The organism is Aquimarina aggregata (genome assembly GCF_001632745.1).
Lineage (GTDB): Bacteria > Bacteroidota > Bacteroidia > Flavobacteriales > Flavobacteriaceae > Aquimarina > Aquimarina aggregata.
In genome coordinates this window covers 1-16,695 of the sequence record NZ_LQRT01000011.1, presented here as the reverse complement: position 1 = coordinate 16,695, position 16,695 = coordinate 1, and the positions used below count along the sequence as shown (strand labels likewise).

11 protein-coding genes are annotated in these 16,695 nt (G+C 36.8%); 1 reads left to right on the top strand and 10 read right to left on the bottom strand.

Annotated features, from left to right (window positions below):
* Positions 1-13 precede the first annotated feature (13 nt).
* Complete coding sequence (gene map, locus AWE51_RS11095; protein ID WP_066313518.1) at positions 14-835, bottom strand: type I methionyl aminopeptidase; 822 nt, start codon at positions 833-835, stop codon at positions 14-16.
* Positions 836-1,085: 250 nt separating this feature from the next.
* Positions 1,086-2,603, bottom strand: coding sequence for a 2,3-bisphosphoglycerate-independent phosphoglycerate mutase (gpmI, locus tag AWE51_RS11090; RefSeq protein WP_066313516.1), 1,518 nt, complete (start codon positions 2,601-2,603; stop codon positions 1,086-1,088).
* A gap of 448 nt (positions 2,604-3,051) precedes the next feature.
* On the opposite strand from gpmI, the gene AWE51_RS11085 reads away from it, so the two are divergent.
* Positions 3,052-3,435 (top strand): ankyrin repeat domain-containing protein, encoded by a 384-nt coding sequence (locus AWE51_RS11085; protein ID WP_066313513.1) that lies wholly within the window; start codon positions 3,052-3,054, stop codon positions 3,433-3,435.
* Between the two features lie 76 nt (positions 3,436-3,511).
* Here the strand turns inward: AWE51_RS11085 and AWE51_RS11080 are convergent, their stop codons facing one another.
* The 8 genes from AWE51_RS11080 to AWE51_RS11045 all read right to left on the bottom strand — a co-directional run.
* Positions 3,512-4,279, bottom strand: a complete 768-nt coding sequence (locus AWE51_RS11080) for a M48 family metalloprotease (protein ID WP_066313510.1) — start codon at positions 4,277-4,279, stop codon at positions 3,512-3,514.
* Between the two features lie 290 nt (positions 4,280-4,569).
* Entirely contained in the window at positions 4,570-5,043 is a 474-nt protein-coding gene (locus tag AWE51_RS11075) for a CAP domain-containing protein (protein WP_066313508.1), read from the bottom strand.
* Between the two features lie 53 nt (positions 5,044-5,096).
* Positions 5,097-5,822 (bottom strand): M15 family metallopeptidase, encoded by a 726-nt coding sequence (locus AWE51_RS11070; RefSeq protein WP_066313504.1) that lies wholly within the window; start codon positions 5,820-5,822, stop codon positions 5,097-5,099.
* 45 nt (positions 5,823-5,867) lie between these two features.
* Positions 5,868-6,416: a ClpP family protease gene (locus tag AWE51_RS11065; RefSeq protein ID WP_066313502.1), complete on the bottom strand. Its 549-nt coding sequence runs from the start codon at positions 6,414-6,416 to the stop codon at positions 5,868-5,870.
* Between the two features lie 452 nt (positions 6,417-6,868).
* Positions 6,869-8,020: a gliding motility-associated C-terminal domain-containing protein gene (locus AWE51_RS11060; protein WP_066313501.1), complete on the bottom strand. Its 1,152-nt coding sequence runs from the start codon at positions 8,018-8,020 to the stop codon at positions 6,869-6,871.
* 234 nt (positions 8,021-8,254) lie between these two features.
* Entirely contained in the window at positions 8,255-13,870 is a 5,616-nt protein-coding gene (locus AWE51_RS11055) for a beta strand repeat-containing protein (protein ID WP_066313498.1), read from the bottom strand.
* A gap of 14 nt (positions 13,871-13,884) precedes the next feature.
* On the bottom strand, positions 13,885-14,601 hold the full coding sequence (locus AWE51_RS11050) for a hypothetical protein (protein WP_066313495.1): 717 nt from the start codon (positions 14,599-14,601) through the stop codon (positions 13,885-13,887).
* A 30-nt stretch (positions 14,602-14,631) separates the two neighbouring features.
* Positions 14,632-16,695, bottom strand: a 2,064-nt coding sequence (locus tag AWE51_RS11045; protein WP_198403821.1) for a hypothetical protein, incomplete at its 5' end; no start/stop codon positions are given.

Sequence of the window (16,695 nt, the reverse complement as noted above, 5' to 3'; positions counted from 1 at the left end):
GAAATAAAATACACTATACAGTTAATAATTCTTGTCTAAAAGCATCTTCTTCGTCAGATTCTATACCTAGTGCTTGATAAATATATTTAAACGTAGAAAGAATTTCAGGTTTCCCATCTAGAATAGCAACATCGTGTTCAAAATGTGCACTAGGCTTACCGTCGTTGGTTAATATTGTCCAACCATCCTGAAGCTGTTTAATGCGATGTGTACCCATATTTGTCATCGGTTCAATAGCCACAACCATACCTTCAATAAACTTTTTTCCTTTTCCACGACGTCCATAATTTGGCATTTCGGGATCCTCATGCATTTTGCGACCTAATCCATGACCAACAAGCTCCCTTACTACACCGTATCCTGCATCTTCAGTGAACTTTTGTATGGCATAACCTACATCACCTACACGATTTCCAACTTTAAGTTGAGCAATACCTACGTATAAAGACTCTTTAGTTATCTTAAGTAAACGAGCCGTCTCTTCTGGTATTTCTCCTACAGGGAATGTATATGCATGGTCTCCGTAAAATTCATTCTTAATAGCGCCACAATCGATAGAGATAATATCCCCTTCTTGTAAAGGCGTATTATTAGGAATTCCATGTACGACTTGAGCATTTGGACTCATGCATAATGTATTTGGAAAATCATATAATCCTAAGAATCCAGGAATAGCATCATGATCACGTATAAATTCTTCTGCTAACTTATCTAATTGTAGCGTTGTTACTCCTGGTTTAACCTCAGAGGCTAACATACCTAATGTTTTAGAAACTACTAATGCACTTTCTCGCATTAACTCTATTTCTTCACGTGTTTTTACAATTATGCCCATATATCTATAATAGATTTCCGAATTAAAGGAAGGGCAAATTTACAAAGAATAATGATATAGAAGATTTTAAATACGAATTAGTATGAATAGATTTAATCACTCATAAAAGCTTTGATGTAGAAGTGTATTTTATGCGTAGTATTCTTCTATTCTGATTGGCTAGTAACCTATTTTTACTATGGGTTTTAAAATAGATACCTCCTAAAAATTTTTAAGAGGTATCATTGATTTCTAAAGAGTAGTCTTTATATTATTTTAGTAAGGAATTTTGCGTCATTGCCTTTGGTTGTTCTACCCCAATAAGGTCAAGAATAGTAGGCGCGATATCTCCTAAAACCCCATCTTTAACCTGGATGTTTTCTTTGTCGATTAAAATAAAAGGTACAGGGTTTGTGGTGTGCGCCGTATGTGGACTGCCATCGGGGTTAATCATGGTTTCGCAGTTTCCATGATCTGCAATTAATAATGTTGCATATCCATTTTCTAATCCCGTCGTAACGACATCTTTAACACATTTGTCTACAACTTCACAGGCTTGAATAGCCGCTTCCATTACTCCGGTATGTCCAACCATATCGCCATTAGCAAAGTTAAGACAAACAAAATCTACATCTCCTTTTTGTAATTCAGGTATCAAAGCATCCCGTAATTCATAGGCGCTCATTTCTGGTTTTAGATCATAAGTAGCAACTTTGGGAGAATTTCTTAAAATCCGTGACTCTCCGTTAAAAGGTTCTTCTTGACCTCCAGAAAAGAAGAAAGTTACGTGAGGATATTTTTCGGTTTCAGCAATCCTTATTTGTGTTTTTCCCGCTTTAGAAAGTACTTCGCCTAATGTTTCAGTAATATTTTCTTTATCATATACTACCTTAATTCCACTAAAAGTGTCATCATAATTTGTCATGGTAACATAATACAAAGGAAGTTTTTGCGTAGTATACTCAGGCATATCCTTTTGCGATAACATCTCTGTTAACTCCCTGCCTCGATCTGTTCTAAAATTAAAAAATAGAACAACGTCGTCTTTTGCTATAGTGGCTACAGGCTTATCATTTTTTAGAATTGAAATTGGTTTGATAAATTCATCAGTAATGTCATTTTCGTAGCTGGCTTCAATACTTTTAACAGCGTCATTACTTGACTCTCCGATACCATTTACAATAAGATCATAGGCTAGTTTTACCCTTTCCCATCTTTTGTCGCGATCCATAGCATAGTATCTTCCAACGACCGATGCGATTTCACCAGTTGTCTTTGACATGTGCTCTTGAATAGCTTTAATATGATGTTTACCAGATTTAGGATCAACATCACGACCATCTGTAAACGCATGTAAAAAGACGTTGGTTAAGTCATGAGCATGTGCAGCATCTAATATTCCTTTAATATGGTTTATATGAGAGTGAACACCACCATCACTTACTAAACCCAGAAGGTGAATGTTTTTATTATTTTCTTTGGCATATCGAAAAGCGTCTACTAATGCAGACTCATCTTTTAAAGTATCTTTTTCTATGGCCATATTTATTTTGGCCAAATCTTGGTAGACAATTCTACCAGCGCCCAGATTCATGTGTCCTACTTCGCTATTTCCCATTTGACCATCTGGTAATCCTACATGAAGACCATCTGTGCGCAGAGCAGCGTTAGGGTATTTCTTATACAGATTATCTATAAAAGGAGTTTGAGCATTGTCGATAGCAGAGACTTTAGGATCGGGAGAAGTTCCCCATCCATCTAGAATCATAAGGATCACTTTCTTATTCATAATGTTTTCCAAGTTAAGGGTTGTATTGGTTTTTAGTAAAACCTAAAAAAATATACAAGACGCAAATTTACAATATCATACACAAGCAGACAAAAAGCATCGGTTATTGAAAAGTTATTTAAACCTTTTTTGAATGCAATTATTATCGTGTTTTTTATGAAACTATTAAGGAATATGTTCACAGAAGGTTAAAAGTAGGTTATTCTTAAAATAGAACTAGTTTTTATACAGATAATACAATTCATTTGCTGGACAATATTTTTTAAAAATTTATATCAGTTGGATGCTAAATAGTGTACAATTACCTGAAATTTATTTAATATAATTTTTTGTTTATGAAAGGTTAAAGTTGTGTTATTTCATGATTTGGCTGTAACAAAAATGGAACAATCGAAGTCTTACTGGTATAGTATCAAGTCAATCAAATTAACGTAAAATCAAATTTATTATGAGAAAAACAATGTTAGCAACTCTTGTAGTTGCATGTCTCGCCACAGTTAGTAGTTTCGCTTCTGAAACTAGAATGATCACAAATAGTCATGATTCTGAATTTACAACTTTTAAAACAAACCCCTTTTGTATGGCTATTGTAAAAGGTGATTTAGATGCAGTAAAGAAAATGATTGAATTCGGAAGTGATGTTAATGAAAAATGGGATGGAATGACCCCTTTAATGTATGCTGCTCGTTATAATCGTGTGGATATTATTAAAGTTCTAGTTAAGCAAGGAGCCAAAGTAAAAGCTAAAGATAGTAAAGGTAACAATGCATTGAAATTTGCTAAACTTTCAAATGCAAAAGAAGCAATGGCTCTTTTAGAGGAACTATCTTAAAAATTGTGTGTTAATGAATCTAATAAACCCTGTTAAACATTTTTAACAGGGTTTGTTTATTTGTAATCAAAAGTGACTATTGACCGCTATACTCTGCAATAGCCTCTCTTATTTTTTCTATACGATTGTCAGGATCAGGATGTGTGCTTTGAAATTCGGGAGTACGATTTGGACCTGCTGCATTTTTCAATACCTTCATAACTCCAATCATTTCTTCAGGGTTGTATCCTGCATTAATCATGAATAAAACACCAAGTTTATCACTTTCTAATTCATCTCCTCTTCCGTTACCAAGCAATATATTTTTGCCTATACTATTTACAATTCCTCCTGCATCGGCTCCAACAGATGCGCCAGTAGATATTGTTTTCCAAAAATCGTGTTCAGCTATTCTTTCTGCAGAATGCCTTCCTAAAACATGACCTATTTCGTGCCCAAGAACTCCAGCAACTTGATCCTCGTTTTCTAATTTGGAAAGTAGGGCATATGTAATAAAAATTTGACCACCAGGTAGGGCAAAGGCATTAATAGTATTTGGATCGGCTAAAAGATGAAATTCATATTGATAAGGTGTTTGCTTAGCCATGCTAGCCTTTACTAATTTATCGCCAATCATATCGATATAACTTTGTAATTTCTGATCCTGATATAATCCTCCATGTTGCTGAGCCATTTCTGGAGCACTTTGTAATCCTATAGCAATTTCCTGATCGCTTGTCATATTAATATTTTGTACTCTATCAGTATAGGGATTCATCGTTTTATTATTGCATTTCTTAATAAATGCAAAGGCAACAATAGCTAAACCAATAAGTATTCGGATTTTTAAGCCACCTCGTCTCATTATAATTATATTTTATTTCTTAAAGTTAATAAATAATAAATTATTGTTCCTTGTGACTAGAATGACATTTCAAAAAATAGAATAAAAAAAAGTACCAAGATGTGAAGGAAGAGTGACTTTATAGTTTTGAATAATTACTACAGTAGTAATTAAAAAAAGAGTTGATATAAAAAATTGCTTACCAAAATATAGTCGTGATGACATTTTTTAGTAAGCAATTTACTAGAGGTAACACTCCTGTTAAGAGCGTGTTTAGTGCAAACTAGCGTGTTGAGTTTGCATAGTTAACTTTATCTATAAAAAATTTGAGTATAGTAATATCTTCCTTGACTATCTTTAATTGCACCAATGCCTATGTGCGTATAATTTCCTTCTATGTTTTGACGGTGTCCTGTACTGTTAAGCCACCCTGTCATAACACTCTGTGCAGAATCTTGACCAGAAGCAACATTTTCTCCAAACCCTTGAGCGTTTTCTTCTTCTTTTAGCTTTTGAAATTTAGCATCTCCACCATCATGGCTAATACGACCTTGATCGATCATGTAGTTAGTATGGTCTATTGCTAATTGCTGTGCAGTTGTGTTTTTTTCTAAACTAGCAAGACCTTGATTTTGTCTATGTTCATTTACTAATCTTAGAATTTCATCTGCTACAGATGTTTCATTTGGAGCGCCCATATCTGCGGGACTTTCATCTTCAGAACAAGAAAATACGGTAAGTAGTACTATAAAAGCACAAAAATAAGCAGTTAAATTAGTTTTCATTATTTGGGGTATTTATTATGAATAACTAAAATAGTATATTTTTAGTATATCTATTATAATAATTTTGGATTAATATCATAAATATTCTCACTAATATACTGATTTATAAAGGTTTTGCTGAAGTGTTCACTACCTAATAATTTTGCTTTTTTTAATTCTGTAGCTATATCTAATTTTCGATATTGCTTTAATAAAGGAATAGAAAGAGGGGCATAAGAATAGTGCCAGGGTTCATATTTAAATCCTTTTCTATCTTGCTTGTCTGTATAGACTAAATAAAAACCAAAAGTATGTGCATGCTTATCCATCCACTCTTTAAACTTGCAAAACGGTCCATCACTTTGAAAATTCTTTTCTAACAATAAACTTTTAGGTTGGGGAGCATTGCCATCAACAATATCTAGATCTGTACCCCAGTGATGTCTTGAAGTACCTGGAATTGTTGAATATTCTACAATTTTTTGTATGGCATTTAAAGGAGAAAGTCCGTCTGAGGTGAACTTTTTGTATTTACGTTCCCAAATTCTATTTTGGTGAGCATAATTTCTATAACTAGAAACTACTTTAATATCAAAACCACTTTTTAAGGCTGCGGCTTTCATTTTTATAAAAGCATGATATGCTTCTTTTCTTATTTTATAATCATCACCTAAAAGGACGGGGTCACTTTTACCCATAAGATCATCCTTTGAAAATAATTCTTGAAATTTAGAAAATGACAATAATGAAAGCCCCAGACTTCCTAAAATACTCATTCCAATAAAGTTTCGTCTTATCATAATATTAGGATTAAAACATATTTTTTGGAATGAAGTATTACAATGTTATTCTAAAATACCGTCTACAATACCATAAGCAAGAGATTCTTCTGCATCCATCCAGTAGTCTCGGTTAAAATCTTTTAGTACTTTTTCAACATCCTGACCGCAGTTGTCTGCTAAAATTTGTGCACTTAGTTCTTTTGTTTTAAGTATTTCAGCTGCTTGGATTTCGATATTCGAGGCTTGACCTCTTGCACCACCACTTGGCTGGTGAATCATAACTTTAGCATTAGGTTGTATAAAACGACTTCCTTTTTTACCAACACTTAATAAAATTGATCCCATAGAAGCTGCTAATCCAGTACATATTGTAGAAACCGGACTTTTAAGACTTTTTATAGTGTCATACATGGCAAAGCCCGAAGTTACATAACCACCAGGACTATTAATGTATAATTTAATTTCATCATCACTTATCATATCAAGATACATAAGTCTGTCGATAACATGTTTAGCAGATTTATCATCTACTTGACCCCATAAAAAAACACTGCGTTCTTCTAAGAATTTTTTATCTATAAGATCCTGGATTTTTCCTGATTTATCTTTCATTAGTATGGTTTTAATTTTTTAATAAGTCTAAAAATAGACATGCAAGTTCTAATATCCTTATTTTTTATTATTTAAAAAATAGTAAGGTTAAAAGTATAATTATTTTTGAAATGTATGGGTAAGTAAACTGAAGAATATTTATATAATTTTCGTGTTTTTTATAATAGAAACTAACATTCTAAATAAAAACACAAAATCAAGATGATAATTTAAATAAAAGAATGCAGGAGAACGGTCAGTATATTATTATAATTAGGAAAAACCAGAAACTAATTTATTTTCTATGATAAGAACATCTGAAATATGAACAATATCTGTACTTAAAATACTATTTGGATTTGGATAATTCTCGCAATAAGTTTTTAACTTGACTTTTAATCGAATAGTTTTATGTCTAAATATAGAGTTTTAGACTAATTATCATTCAAGTAACACTAAAACCAAGTTAGTATTTATCTGTTAATATATAAATATCCTGCTCGATCTTTTAATCCTTCTATTTTTAATACATAGTAATAAGTACCTACAGGCAATTCTTCTCCTTTAGCTATAGTAGCTCTTCCTTCAGAAATTCCGGCCCAAGAGTTGTCATATCCTTTTTTATTGTAAACTTCTACTCCCCATCTATTAAAAATAGAAAGTTCGTTATTTGGAAGCTCGGATATACCTTGTATAATAAAAGTATCATTAAAACCATCTCCATTTGGTGATACAGCAGTAAATATTTCAAGATCACCATCTAAGATAATATCAGACGTGCCGAATGTTATTATAGTATAGTTATCAGGAATGATTACATCTGAGGTAATTTGTCCGTTGTCTAAGTTTCCTGTTGCTCCGGTATTTCCTAGATTTACCCATTGCCCTAAGTTGCTATCCCAACCCACAACTCTTAGGTCTTCTAAGTTATCTGTTAAGGTAGGAATGTTACTATTATCATCCCAAGTAAGTGTAACTCTTGTTTCAATATCACCATCTAAGTCCCAAAACTCAAAAGTGCTTACACCAAATAGTGAACTACTAAAGTTGTTTGTGTCATAATTCGATGGAAAAAAGTTAGGGTTATTAGGGTTTTCAAAGAAATAAGCACTCCTTGCTGTATTAGTAGCAGCTTCATTTTCAATACTTATAGGGCGAAGTCTAAAATCGTCTCCAACTGGAAAAGTAAAATTTAAATCACCATTTATCGATGCATATCCATCTACATATCGTTCATCATTTTCTCCTAAGTATGGGGCATCATTAGTGTAATCTAAAGAAACGTTTCGTCTATCTCTCGGAGTTTGTACTCTTCCGTTTACAAATTCCTGAAAGTTAGTCACCTCTACTGCAACATCTAAGAATAGGTCTCCTGCTACATCAACAATCATGTCATGAAAAGTAGGACGATTATCTCCAGAAATATTTAGACTTCCTGTCTGATTGTAAAAACCTACGGTTCCGCCATTGTTTTCATCAAATGTACCATTGTTAACTACATCAAGATGAAATCCAATTTGTGCTTGATCGTGCGTTTGGATATTACCAAAGTTACAAAATAAGGTTTGCTGTGCTATGGATGTTAAGGTCCAAAGGAATGCGATTATGTATGTTATCTTTTTCAAAGTATATAGGGGTATTTTATATAATTACTGTTAAACCGTAATTAATATGTGGTAAATATACTTAAAAAAACAATACAAAGTGTGTTTTTCCTACGATAAAAAGCGTTAAAGTGTCGATAAAATTCATTTTCTGTCGACGAAATGCTTTTTTTTAACATAAAATGACTTTTGTGTGATAAGGAATGAGAGATCATTTTGACGATTTTGAGTTGTTTTATTTATATTAAAAATGAGTTACAATTTATAAAAACTTACGCAACCACAAGCTGGTCCAGTTCCTGGTGGACTAGGGGCTCCTCCAGAACCAGATATTATAGTTGTTTGAAATGCACCTAAAGCTGTAGTACTTGTAAATAAGAAATTAAAAGTTCCATCTCCATTACTCGAGGTCTGCAGGGTATGATTTCCTAAATTTAGACCAGGAATAGTTGAGTACGGGACATTTTCAATCCATATTTCATAATTAAATGGTGTAGCCGTAGTGTTTTGAACTTGCAATTGATATGGATTGCCCGCTCCAAATTGCCCGTCGGCAAAAGTATTAATAGATAGATCACTGGTTAATGTTCCTGTTGGGGCAATAGGAGTTCTAGCAGTTACTCTATATGTAATTCTTCTATTGGTAATAACAGTAGCTGCTGTAACCATAAATCCGTTTCCAAATTCTGATGTTGAGTTTGCTACTGTAGCTGTAGCGGTTAGCATACTGCCTCTAGGAATTGTAGTTCCTAAAGTAATTCTAAAATCAAATCTATTGGTAGTATCTGTATTGCCGTCTACATCGGTAGGGTAGTTTGACACTGTACTATCAGTATCATCGATACTTCCTTCTACTGCAGAAATAATAAACTCTTGTCCTTCTCCATAATCACGAGAAACAGCTCCAGAAGGTCCTGCAATCTGATTATCACCGGCAGCAGCGGTACCCTGATTAATATCGGTTAAAAAGAATTCAACTGTAGCTCCAGCACCAGCCCAACCCGTAATTCTCAATGTTGTTCCTCTAATCGTTGCAGATTCAATTATCGGAAAGTTTAGCGTTGTATTGGGGCCATTATCACTATCGTTGTTATCGTTTATAGTCACCCCATCATTATTAATATCTATTCCTAATGAAGGTGTTGTTGTACCATTAGCAAAGATAGAATTCTGAGAAATACGATTTCCAGAAGTATTTCCTCCGGTTACTATTATACCTGCACCTGCATTATTATTGATAACGTTACTTGTTACGGTAGAATTATTTTGAGTTAATTCAATACCACTAATTTCTGTACAACTGCCTCCTGTATTGGCTCCTGATCCAGTAATTGTGTTTTCGGTTATTATAACGCTTCCGGCATCGTCATTGATTCCGGTAGCTTCTGAGTTTTCAATAAGGTTTGTACTAATAACAACACCGCTGCCTCCTTGAATATTAATATTATAATCGCAAGACCTGTAGCCGTTACCTGTAAAATGGTTGTTTCTAATTATAGTAGAAGTTCCTCCGGTTATTACCACACCAAAATCAGTATTTGAAGCAATGTAATTACTGTCAATTATAGATGTACCTCCTCTAACTTCAACACCATCATCTACATATGACCCAACACCCACAGTGCCTAAAACACCAAGTGCGTTTACGCCTAGTAAATTTGATGATATGAGATTATCAGAACCCGAAATTTGAACTATTGCTCTTCGATTCCCACCATATACTGCTAAGTTTCGTATCGTATTATTTGATCCTTGAAGTTGTAACACATCTCCAAAATCACTTCTAACTTGTATTTCAGGTAGATTGTAATCAGGTAATGTTGTTGCAGATACACCGACTAATGCACCTCCTGATCCTACAACTCCTGTATTTGTATCTCCCGAATATGCAGTTTGCGTTCTGGCATCTATTTTAGTATTGTCACTTGTTAGTATTGTAAGTGGGCTTCCATCACTTATAATAATATCAAAATATCCATCTGCGACTATATAATTTGGATCTATGGTTCTACCAAGTGGATCGCTATTGGTAGGAATCATAAATATTGAAGTATCTTCTCCCGCAGCTGGATTTAAAGCTGCATCATTAGGATGCGCTTGGATGTCTAGTCCGGTTTCATCAAGCGTATTAGCGTTTATGATAAATTGATTTAAAGATCCTTGGCCATCTTCATTGGTATTTACAATCGTATTAAAATTGAAACCAAAATCAAGACCAACAACACCTTCACCATTTATGGTTACACTAGATACTGTTTGGGCTCCGCTTAGTGTTCCTGTTCCAACATCTGTGGCTGTGGGATCCGCACCTCCAACTTCATCAAGCTGATTTGTAAATGTACCGCCGGATGCATAATCAACTCTGAAAGTCTGAATGGGTAGACAAGAAGTACATGCTGTACCTCCTCCTCTTGTAGATCTTACTGTATTATTTACAACACGAACTCTATAGGTTCCATCTGCCATCCCTCCAAAAGTATATTCTCCCGTACTATCAGTCGTAGTTGTTTCTTCTAGAGCAAACACTCCTGGACTTGTTTCTATATATAATTCTACAGTTGCCGCATTAATTCCTGATCCAGAGGCAGTGGCTAAAGTCCTTCCTGGACCACCGGGATAATTTATATCTTCAAAAACATTACCAGTAATCAAATTACTAGGTACTTTTAATAATACTGTGTTTAGGATAACAACATCTCCTCCTGTTGTAACTTCGGTAGTAGCAGAAGTTTCTCCAGGTCCAATTAAAGCTGATACATCATAGGTGTCTAAATCCAAACCAAATACAGATGTATCATTTATTACTGGTAAAACTGTATTGTCATAAATTGTAGAATTAAATACGTTTTGAGTACCTCCTGTATTATCTCCATCTCCGTTAAGTGTTGTATTGTTGGCACCAACAGTTAGTGATATTTCTTCTGTGCCAGCAATTCCTTGATCACCTTCCCAAGACAAAACCGAGGTTTTGGAGCCTGTCGCACCAATAGCATAAAAACCACCTAGAGTATAAGTGGTAGTACTACCTGCTCCTCCTCCTTCAACATCAAAACCGTTATACATATTAATTCCTACGGCAGGAAAAGCAGGATTTGTATAAAATATCATTAGTGACCACCCTCCAATAATAACCGTTCCACCACAAAGTGTGCGATTATCAACGGTTAGGCCGGTAAAATCATAAGTATTTGCTGAAGGATCTGTAATTCCGTTTATAATCGACGTTACATCTCCAACCATACCATAAAATGTTCCTCCATTCGCAGAATTAATAACTTCGGCAGTTACATTTTGCCCCTCAAAAACAACTACATCATCTGCACTGGGACCAGCATGTGCCCATAAAAGGTAGGCTTTATCTATTGTAGATCCTGCCGGTATAGTTGTTGTTAAAGTATTTGATGACGAATCGGCAATATCACAAGGGTCAACAGTATCAGAAGCAGTCCTCAAAGATCCTCCAGTTAATGCATAGTCATAATATCCATTAAATTCATCAAAAAGAGTTAAAGGTACATCATCATTAACTATTGTATCTCCAACATCATCAGTAATCGTCCCAATACCTTCGATTAATCCAACACTCGAGTTACTTACATTGTTAAGTGTGAGATAAAAAATCTCATCATTCTCTGCAAATGTATTGTTGATAATGGGTACAGTCACATTAAATGATTCAGTATCATTTCCTAAAAAGTTTAATGTACCCGTTGTAGTGGTGTAATCCGAATCAGCAAGAGCAGTACCGTCATCAGTTACGTAGTCTACTGTGAAACCACCCGGGACATTACCATTTAAAGTCACCGCAAAAGTGGCAGTGCCCGCTGCTTCGTTTACAGTAACGTTACTTACATTTAAGAAAACTGAAGCACACGATATATTTGCTTCCCAGCCATCATCGTTTACTATATTATCAGATGTAAAAACAAAGGTTAAACAACCTGAAGCATCTGTTGAAATTATTTGTCTGGGAACATTATCATTATCAAAAGTTCCTATTAAAGTAGTTGTGGTAGTGCCTTGGTAGATTGATAAACCATCCCAAAAATCTTCAACATTAAAAGCAGTAAAATCTAAAACAATTACACTACCAGGGGTATCTGGACATAATGTATAAGTTATTCCTTCATTATCACTATAATTTCCGTTTAAACCACCCGTATCGGTAAAAACACCACTACAAGTATTATCTGTAACGCCATCAGTAATGATAAAAGGAATTTCATCATCAATAATTATTCCTTCTGCTTGATTATCAGTAATAGATACTAATGGATTACTTACCGAAGTTAAGTTTATAAAAAAGCTTTCGTTACCTTCAGTATCTAGATCATCGATTATAGTAACAGGAATATTTTGTGTCTCACCGCTTGTTCCAGAAAAAGAAATGACAGGAGGGGAGCTTGTGGCGGTATAATCTCCAGGTGCGGTTGCGGTATTATTAGCAGAGCTGAAATTAACTGTAAAACCACCTGGGACATCTGCCCCAATATGGGTGACAACAAATGTAGCTGTGCCGGATGCTTCTCCTATTGTAGTTAAATCTGCAATGCTAATACCAGCATCATTATCCTCAATAGTAGCTTCTCCGGTTCCATCACTTATTGTAATTAAACCATTACTTACTGTACCAAGATTAACAAAGAAATTATGATCCGCTTCAACATCAGAATCATCAATAATTGGTATAGTTATTTGTTGTGTTTCATTAAGCGAATTACCTGTAAAACTAATAGTAGGAGTAGGGGCACCAGTACCAGTATAATCCGAACCTGCTAGTGCAGACCCATTAGTTGTTGAATATTCAACGGTAAAGCCACTGTCTGTATTCCCTGATAAGGAAACAGTAAATGTAGCAGTGCCATCACCTTCATTAACAGTAACATCATCTATAGATAAGGAGGCTGGATCATTAGCGTTAATAGTACCTCGACCTTGTGAATCTGCAAAAGTGACTGAACTATCACTTGGATTACTTAGATTTACAAAAAAAGTTTCTGCACCTTCTACAAAATTATCATCAGTTATTGGTATTGATATTGTTTCTGTCGGGTTTGAAGCTGTCAATCCAGTAAATGAGATAGTAGGGTTGGGAGCACCAGTAGCTGTGTAATCTTGACTTGATAGTGCAGTATTATTTGCAGTACTATATTCTATAGTAAATCCGCCAGAAAGATCGCCTCCAGAATGAGTAACTGTAAAATCTAGAGTACCTGCGTTTTCGTTTACAGATACATCATTTATAGAAATCACAGGAACATTTGGTGTAATTGTAATATCATCAATTCCGGCTTCAATTAAATCTCCAGGTCCATTACCATCCGCAGCAGAAACTCGAATTCTTACATTTGAACCAGCAGGAATAGTGATAGTTGCTTCTGTCCATACTGCATTTATGCGTATATCTCCAATAGATACTAAGTCAGTATAGCTAGCTCCATTATTAATTGAATATTCTAAGAGAAAAAAGTCATCTCCTGGGTCATCATTAAAATCTCTTTGACCGAAAAAATACCAAATAGAAAGTGTTGACTCGGTTGTAACAACATATGCAGGTGATGTACTTGTAACAGTTCCTCTATCTACATCGACGTTTCCATCACTGGAATTTGGAGCAGTAAACAAAGCATTAACTCCAGGAGCAGGTGTATGATCCCCATTGGGCTGCGTTGTAACACCGTCATTAACAACTAAATTTGGAGCTCCGATAACAAAAGCTCCGGTAGTGGCACCTCCAGAATTTGTCCATCCTGCTGGTAATGTACCTGCAGCATAGGACTCAAAGTCTTCATTTGTTTGTGCAAAAATGTCTGCTTTTACAAAAAGTAAAAGCAGTATTAAAATTAATTTAATGTAATTAAAAATTTGCATGTACAATATTTTTATTACCTAACCACGAAAACTACATTGATTAATGTATTATCACTTGTAGGAGTGCCGACAATTCGATAAGTTAATATACCAGTATCTGAAAGACTTATAATGTTAAATACACTCGAATCAGCAAAGGTTACATAATAGTCAAGTTCTGCAGCAGTATAAATAGGAATATTATTTGGAGCACTAGTGCTTTTTGCTGTTTGATAATTTACAGTTACACCATTAATAACTGTTGAATTTTGAGTTAAATCATATTGGTTGGCATACTGTTGATACAGATTAATAGTTTCATTAGTAGTCGATATTGTTGAAGCATCAATTTCAATAGAAGGAGGGTAGAAGACACGTCCAGCTTTGGAAGTTATGGGAGTTATTGCCTCGACCACATCTTGTAAGGTTGTATCAACAGTTGCATCTCCATCTACATCTATAATATCGGCTGCATTTACAGCGCCGTCACCATTTAAATCTATCGACGAAGCAATTGTATTAACTTCAGCAGCGGTTTGGTCATCTGTAAAAGGTATCCATGCTGTTCCATCATAATAGTAAATGATACGCTCATCTGTACTGTATGCCATGAAACCCTGTAAAGCTGTGGTAACGGCAGTGATTTGAGCAGTAGTTCCTTGTGGAAGTCCCGATACAGGGGTAGCTCCAGCAGGAAGCACTTGTGCTGCTACGATATATGGAAAGAGAAAAGATAAAATTAATAACCTCATTATTGTTTATTTAAATTTTATTAGTCGAGTTTAAAAATCCTCAACGGTAAAGTACCAATCTCTATCGATTGTATATAAGAATACATTACTTGCATACAACTGAATTGTAAAGCTACTAGTAGTTTGATTAGTAACCTGAGCAGTTGTTTGAAGAATTGTAGAATTAAATACGGTTACATGAACTGTATAGTCCGCTGTTGTTCTAGGTGTTGATAATGTAACAGTATAGTTACCTGTACCAGCATTTTTCACAACAGTGGCTCCTTGAATTCTAATAGCATTACCATTTGCTGCAACTTTACCAAATGCTCTAATAAATGCATCTCCAGTAGCTCCAGTAGCACCTGTTTGACCTGTTGCTCCGGTAGCTCCTGTTTGTCCAGTGGCTCCTGTTTGCCCAGTGGCTCCTGTTTGTCCTGTTGCACCAGTAGCACCTGTTTGTCCAGTGGCTCCAGTTTGACCTGTTGCTCCGGTAGCTCCAGTTTGTCCTGTTGCTCCAGTAGCTCCTGTTTGACCTGTTGCTCCGGTTTGTCCTGTTGCACCAGTAGCACCTGTTTGTCCAGTGGCTCCAGTTTGTCCAGTGGCTCCGGTTTGACCTGTTGCTCCGGTTTGTCCAGTGGCTCCGGTTTGTCCTGTTGCACCAGTAGCACCTGTTTGTCCAGTGGCACCTGTTTGTCCTGTTGCTCCGGTAGCTCCTGTTGCACCAGTAGCACCTGTTTGTCCAGTGGCTCCTGTTTGTCCTGTTGCACCAGTAGCTCCTGTTTGCCCAGTGGCTCCTGTTTGTCCAGTGGCTCCAGTTTGACCTGTTGCTCCGGTAGCTCCAGTTTGTCCTGTTGCTCCAGTAGCTCCAGTTTGTCCTGTTGCTCCTGTTTGTCCTGTTGCTCCTGTTGCACCAGTAGCACCTGTTTGCCCAGTGGCTCCAGTTTGTCCTGTTGCTCCGGTAGCTCCTGTTTGCCCTGTTGCTCCGGTTTGTCCAGTGGCTCCGGTTTGTCCTGTTGCTCCGGTAGCTCCTGTTTGCCCTGTTGCTCCGGTTTGTCCAGTGGCTCCGGTTTGTCCTGTTGCTCCGGTAGCTCCTGTTTGACCTGTTGCTCCAGTTTGTCCTGTTGCACCAGTAGCACCTGTTTGCCCAGTGGCTCCAGTTTGTCCTGTTGCTCCGGTAGCTCCTGTTTGCCCAGTGGCTCCTGTTTGTCCTGTTGCACCAGTAGCTCCGGTTTGTCCTGTTGCACCAGTAGCTCCTGTTTGACCTGTTGCTCCGGTTTGTCCTGTTGCACCAGTAGCTCCTGTTTGACCTGTTGCTCCGGTTTGTCCTGTTGCACCAGTGGTTCCAGTTTGTCCTGTTGCTCCAGTTTGTCCTGTTGCTCCGGTAGCTCCAGTTTGTCCTGTTGCACCAGTGGCTCCAGTTTGTCCTGTTGCTCCTGTTTGTCCAGTAGCACCTGTTTGCCCTGTTGCTCCGGTTTGCCCAGTGGCTCCTGTTTGTCCTGTTGCTCCAGTTTGCCCTGTTGCTCCGGTTTGTCCTGTTGCACCAGTGGCTCCAGTTTGTCCAGTAGCTCCTGTTTGTCCTGTTGCTCCGGTTTGTCCTGTTGCTCCGGTTTGTCCTGTTGCACCAGTAGCTCCTGTTTGACCTGTTGCTCCTGTTTGACCTGTTGCTCCAGTTTGTCCTGTTGCTCCAGTTTGTCCTGTTGCACCAGTAGCTCCAGTTTGTCCAGTGGCTCCGGTTTGTCCTGTTGCTCCGGTTGCTCCGGTTTGTCCAGTGGCTCCAGTTTGTCCTGTTGCTCCTGTTTGTCCTGTTGCTCCTGTTGCACCAGTAGCACCTGTTTGTCCAGTGGCACCTGTTTGTCCTGTTGCTCCTGTAGCTCCAGTTTGCCCAGTGGCTCCAGTTTGACCTGTTGCTCCGGTTTGTCCTGTTGCTCCAGTAGCTCCAGTAGCTCCAGTAGCTCCTGTTTGCCCAGTGGCTCCAGTTTGTCCTGTTGCTCCTGTTTGTCCTGTTGCTCCTGTTTGTCCTGTTGCACCAGTAGCACCTGTTTGCCCAGTGGCTCCAGTTTGTCCTGTTGCACCAGTAGCTCCTGTTTGCCCAGTGGCTCCAGTTTGTCCTGT

Excerpts from the sequence above, each read along its gene's own strand:
- map (WP_066313518.1), bottom strand. The coding sequence starts at position 835 with ATGGGCATAATTGTAAAAACACGTGAAGAAATAGAGTTAATGCGAGAA.
- gpmI (WP_066313516.1), bottom strand. The coding sequence starts at position 2,603 with ATGAATAAGAAAGTGATCCTTATGATTCTAGATGGATGGGGAACTTCT.
- AWE51_RS11085 (WP_066313513.1), top strand. The coding sequence starts at position 3,052 with ATGAGAAAAACAATGTTAGCAACTCTTGTAGTTGCATGTCTCGCCACA.
- AWE51_RS11080 (WP_066313510.1), bottom strand. The coding sequence starts at position 4,279 with ATGAGACGAGGTGGCTTAAAAATCCGAATACTTATTGGTTTAGCTATT.
- AWE51_RS11075 (WP_066313508.1), bottom strand. The coding sequence starts at position 5,043 with ATGAAAACTAATTTAACTGCTTATTTTTGTGCTTTTATAGTACTACTT.
- AWE51_RS11070 (WP_066313504.1), bottom strand. The coding sequence starts at position 5,822 with ATGATAAGACGAAACTTTATTGGAATGAGTATTTTAGGAAGTCTGGGG.
- AWE51_RS11065 (WP_066313502.1), bottom strand. The coding sequence starts at position 6,416 with ATGAAAGATAAATCAGGAAAAATCCAGGATCTTATAGATAAAAAATTC.
- AWE51_RS11055 (WP_066313498.1), bottom strand. The coding sequence starts at position 13,870 with ATGCAAATTTTTAATTACATTAAATTAATTTTAATACTGCTTTTACTT.
- AWE51_RS11050 (WP_066313495.1), bottom strand. The coding sequence starts at position 14,601 with ATGAGGTTATTAATTTTATCTTTTCTCTTTCCATATATCGTAGCAGCA.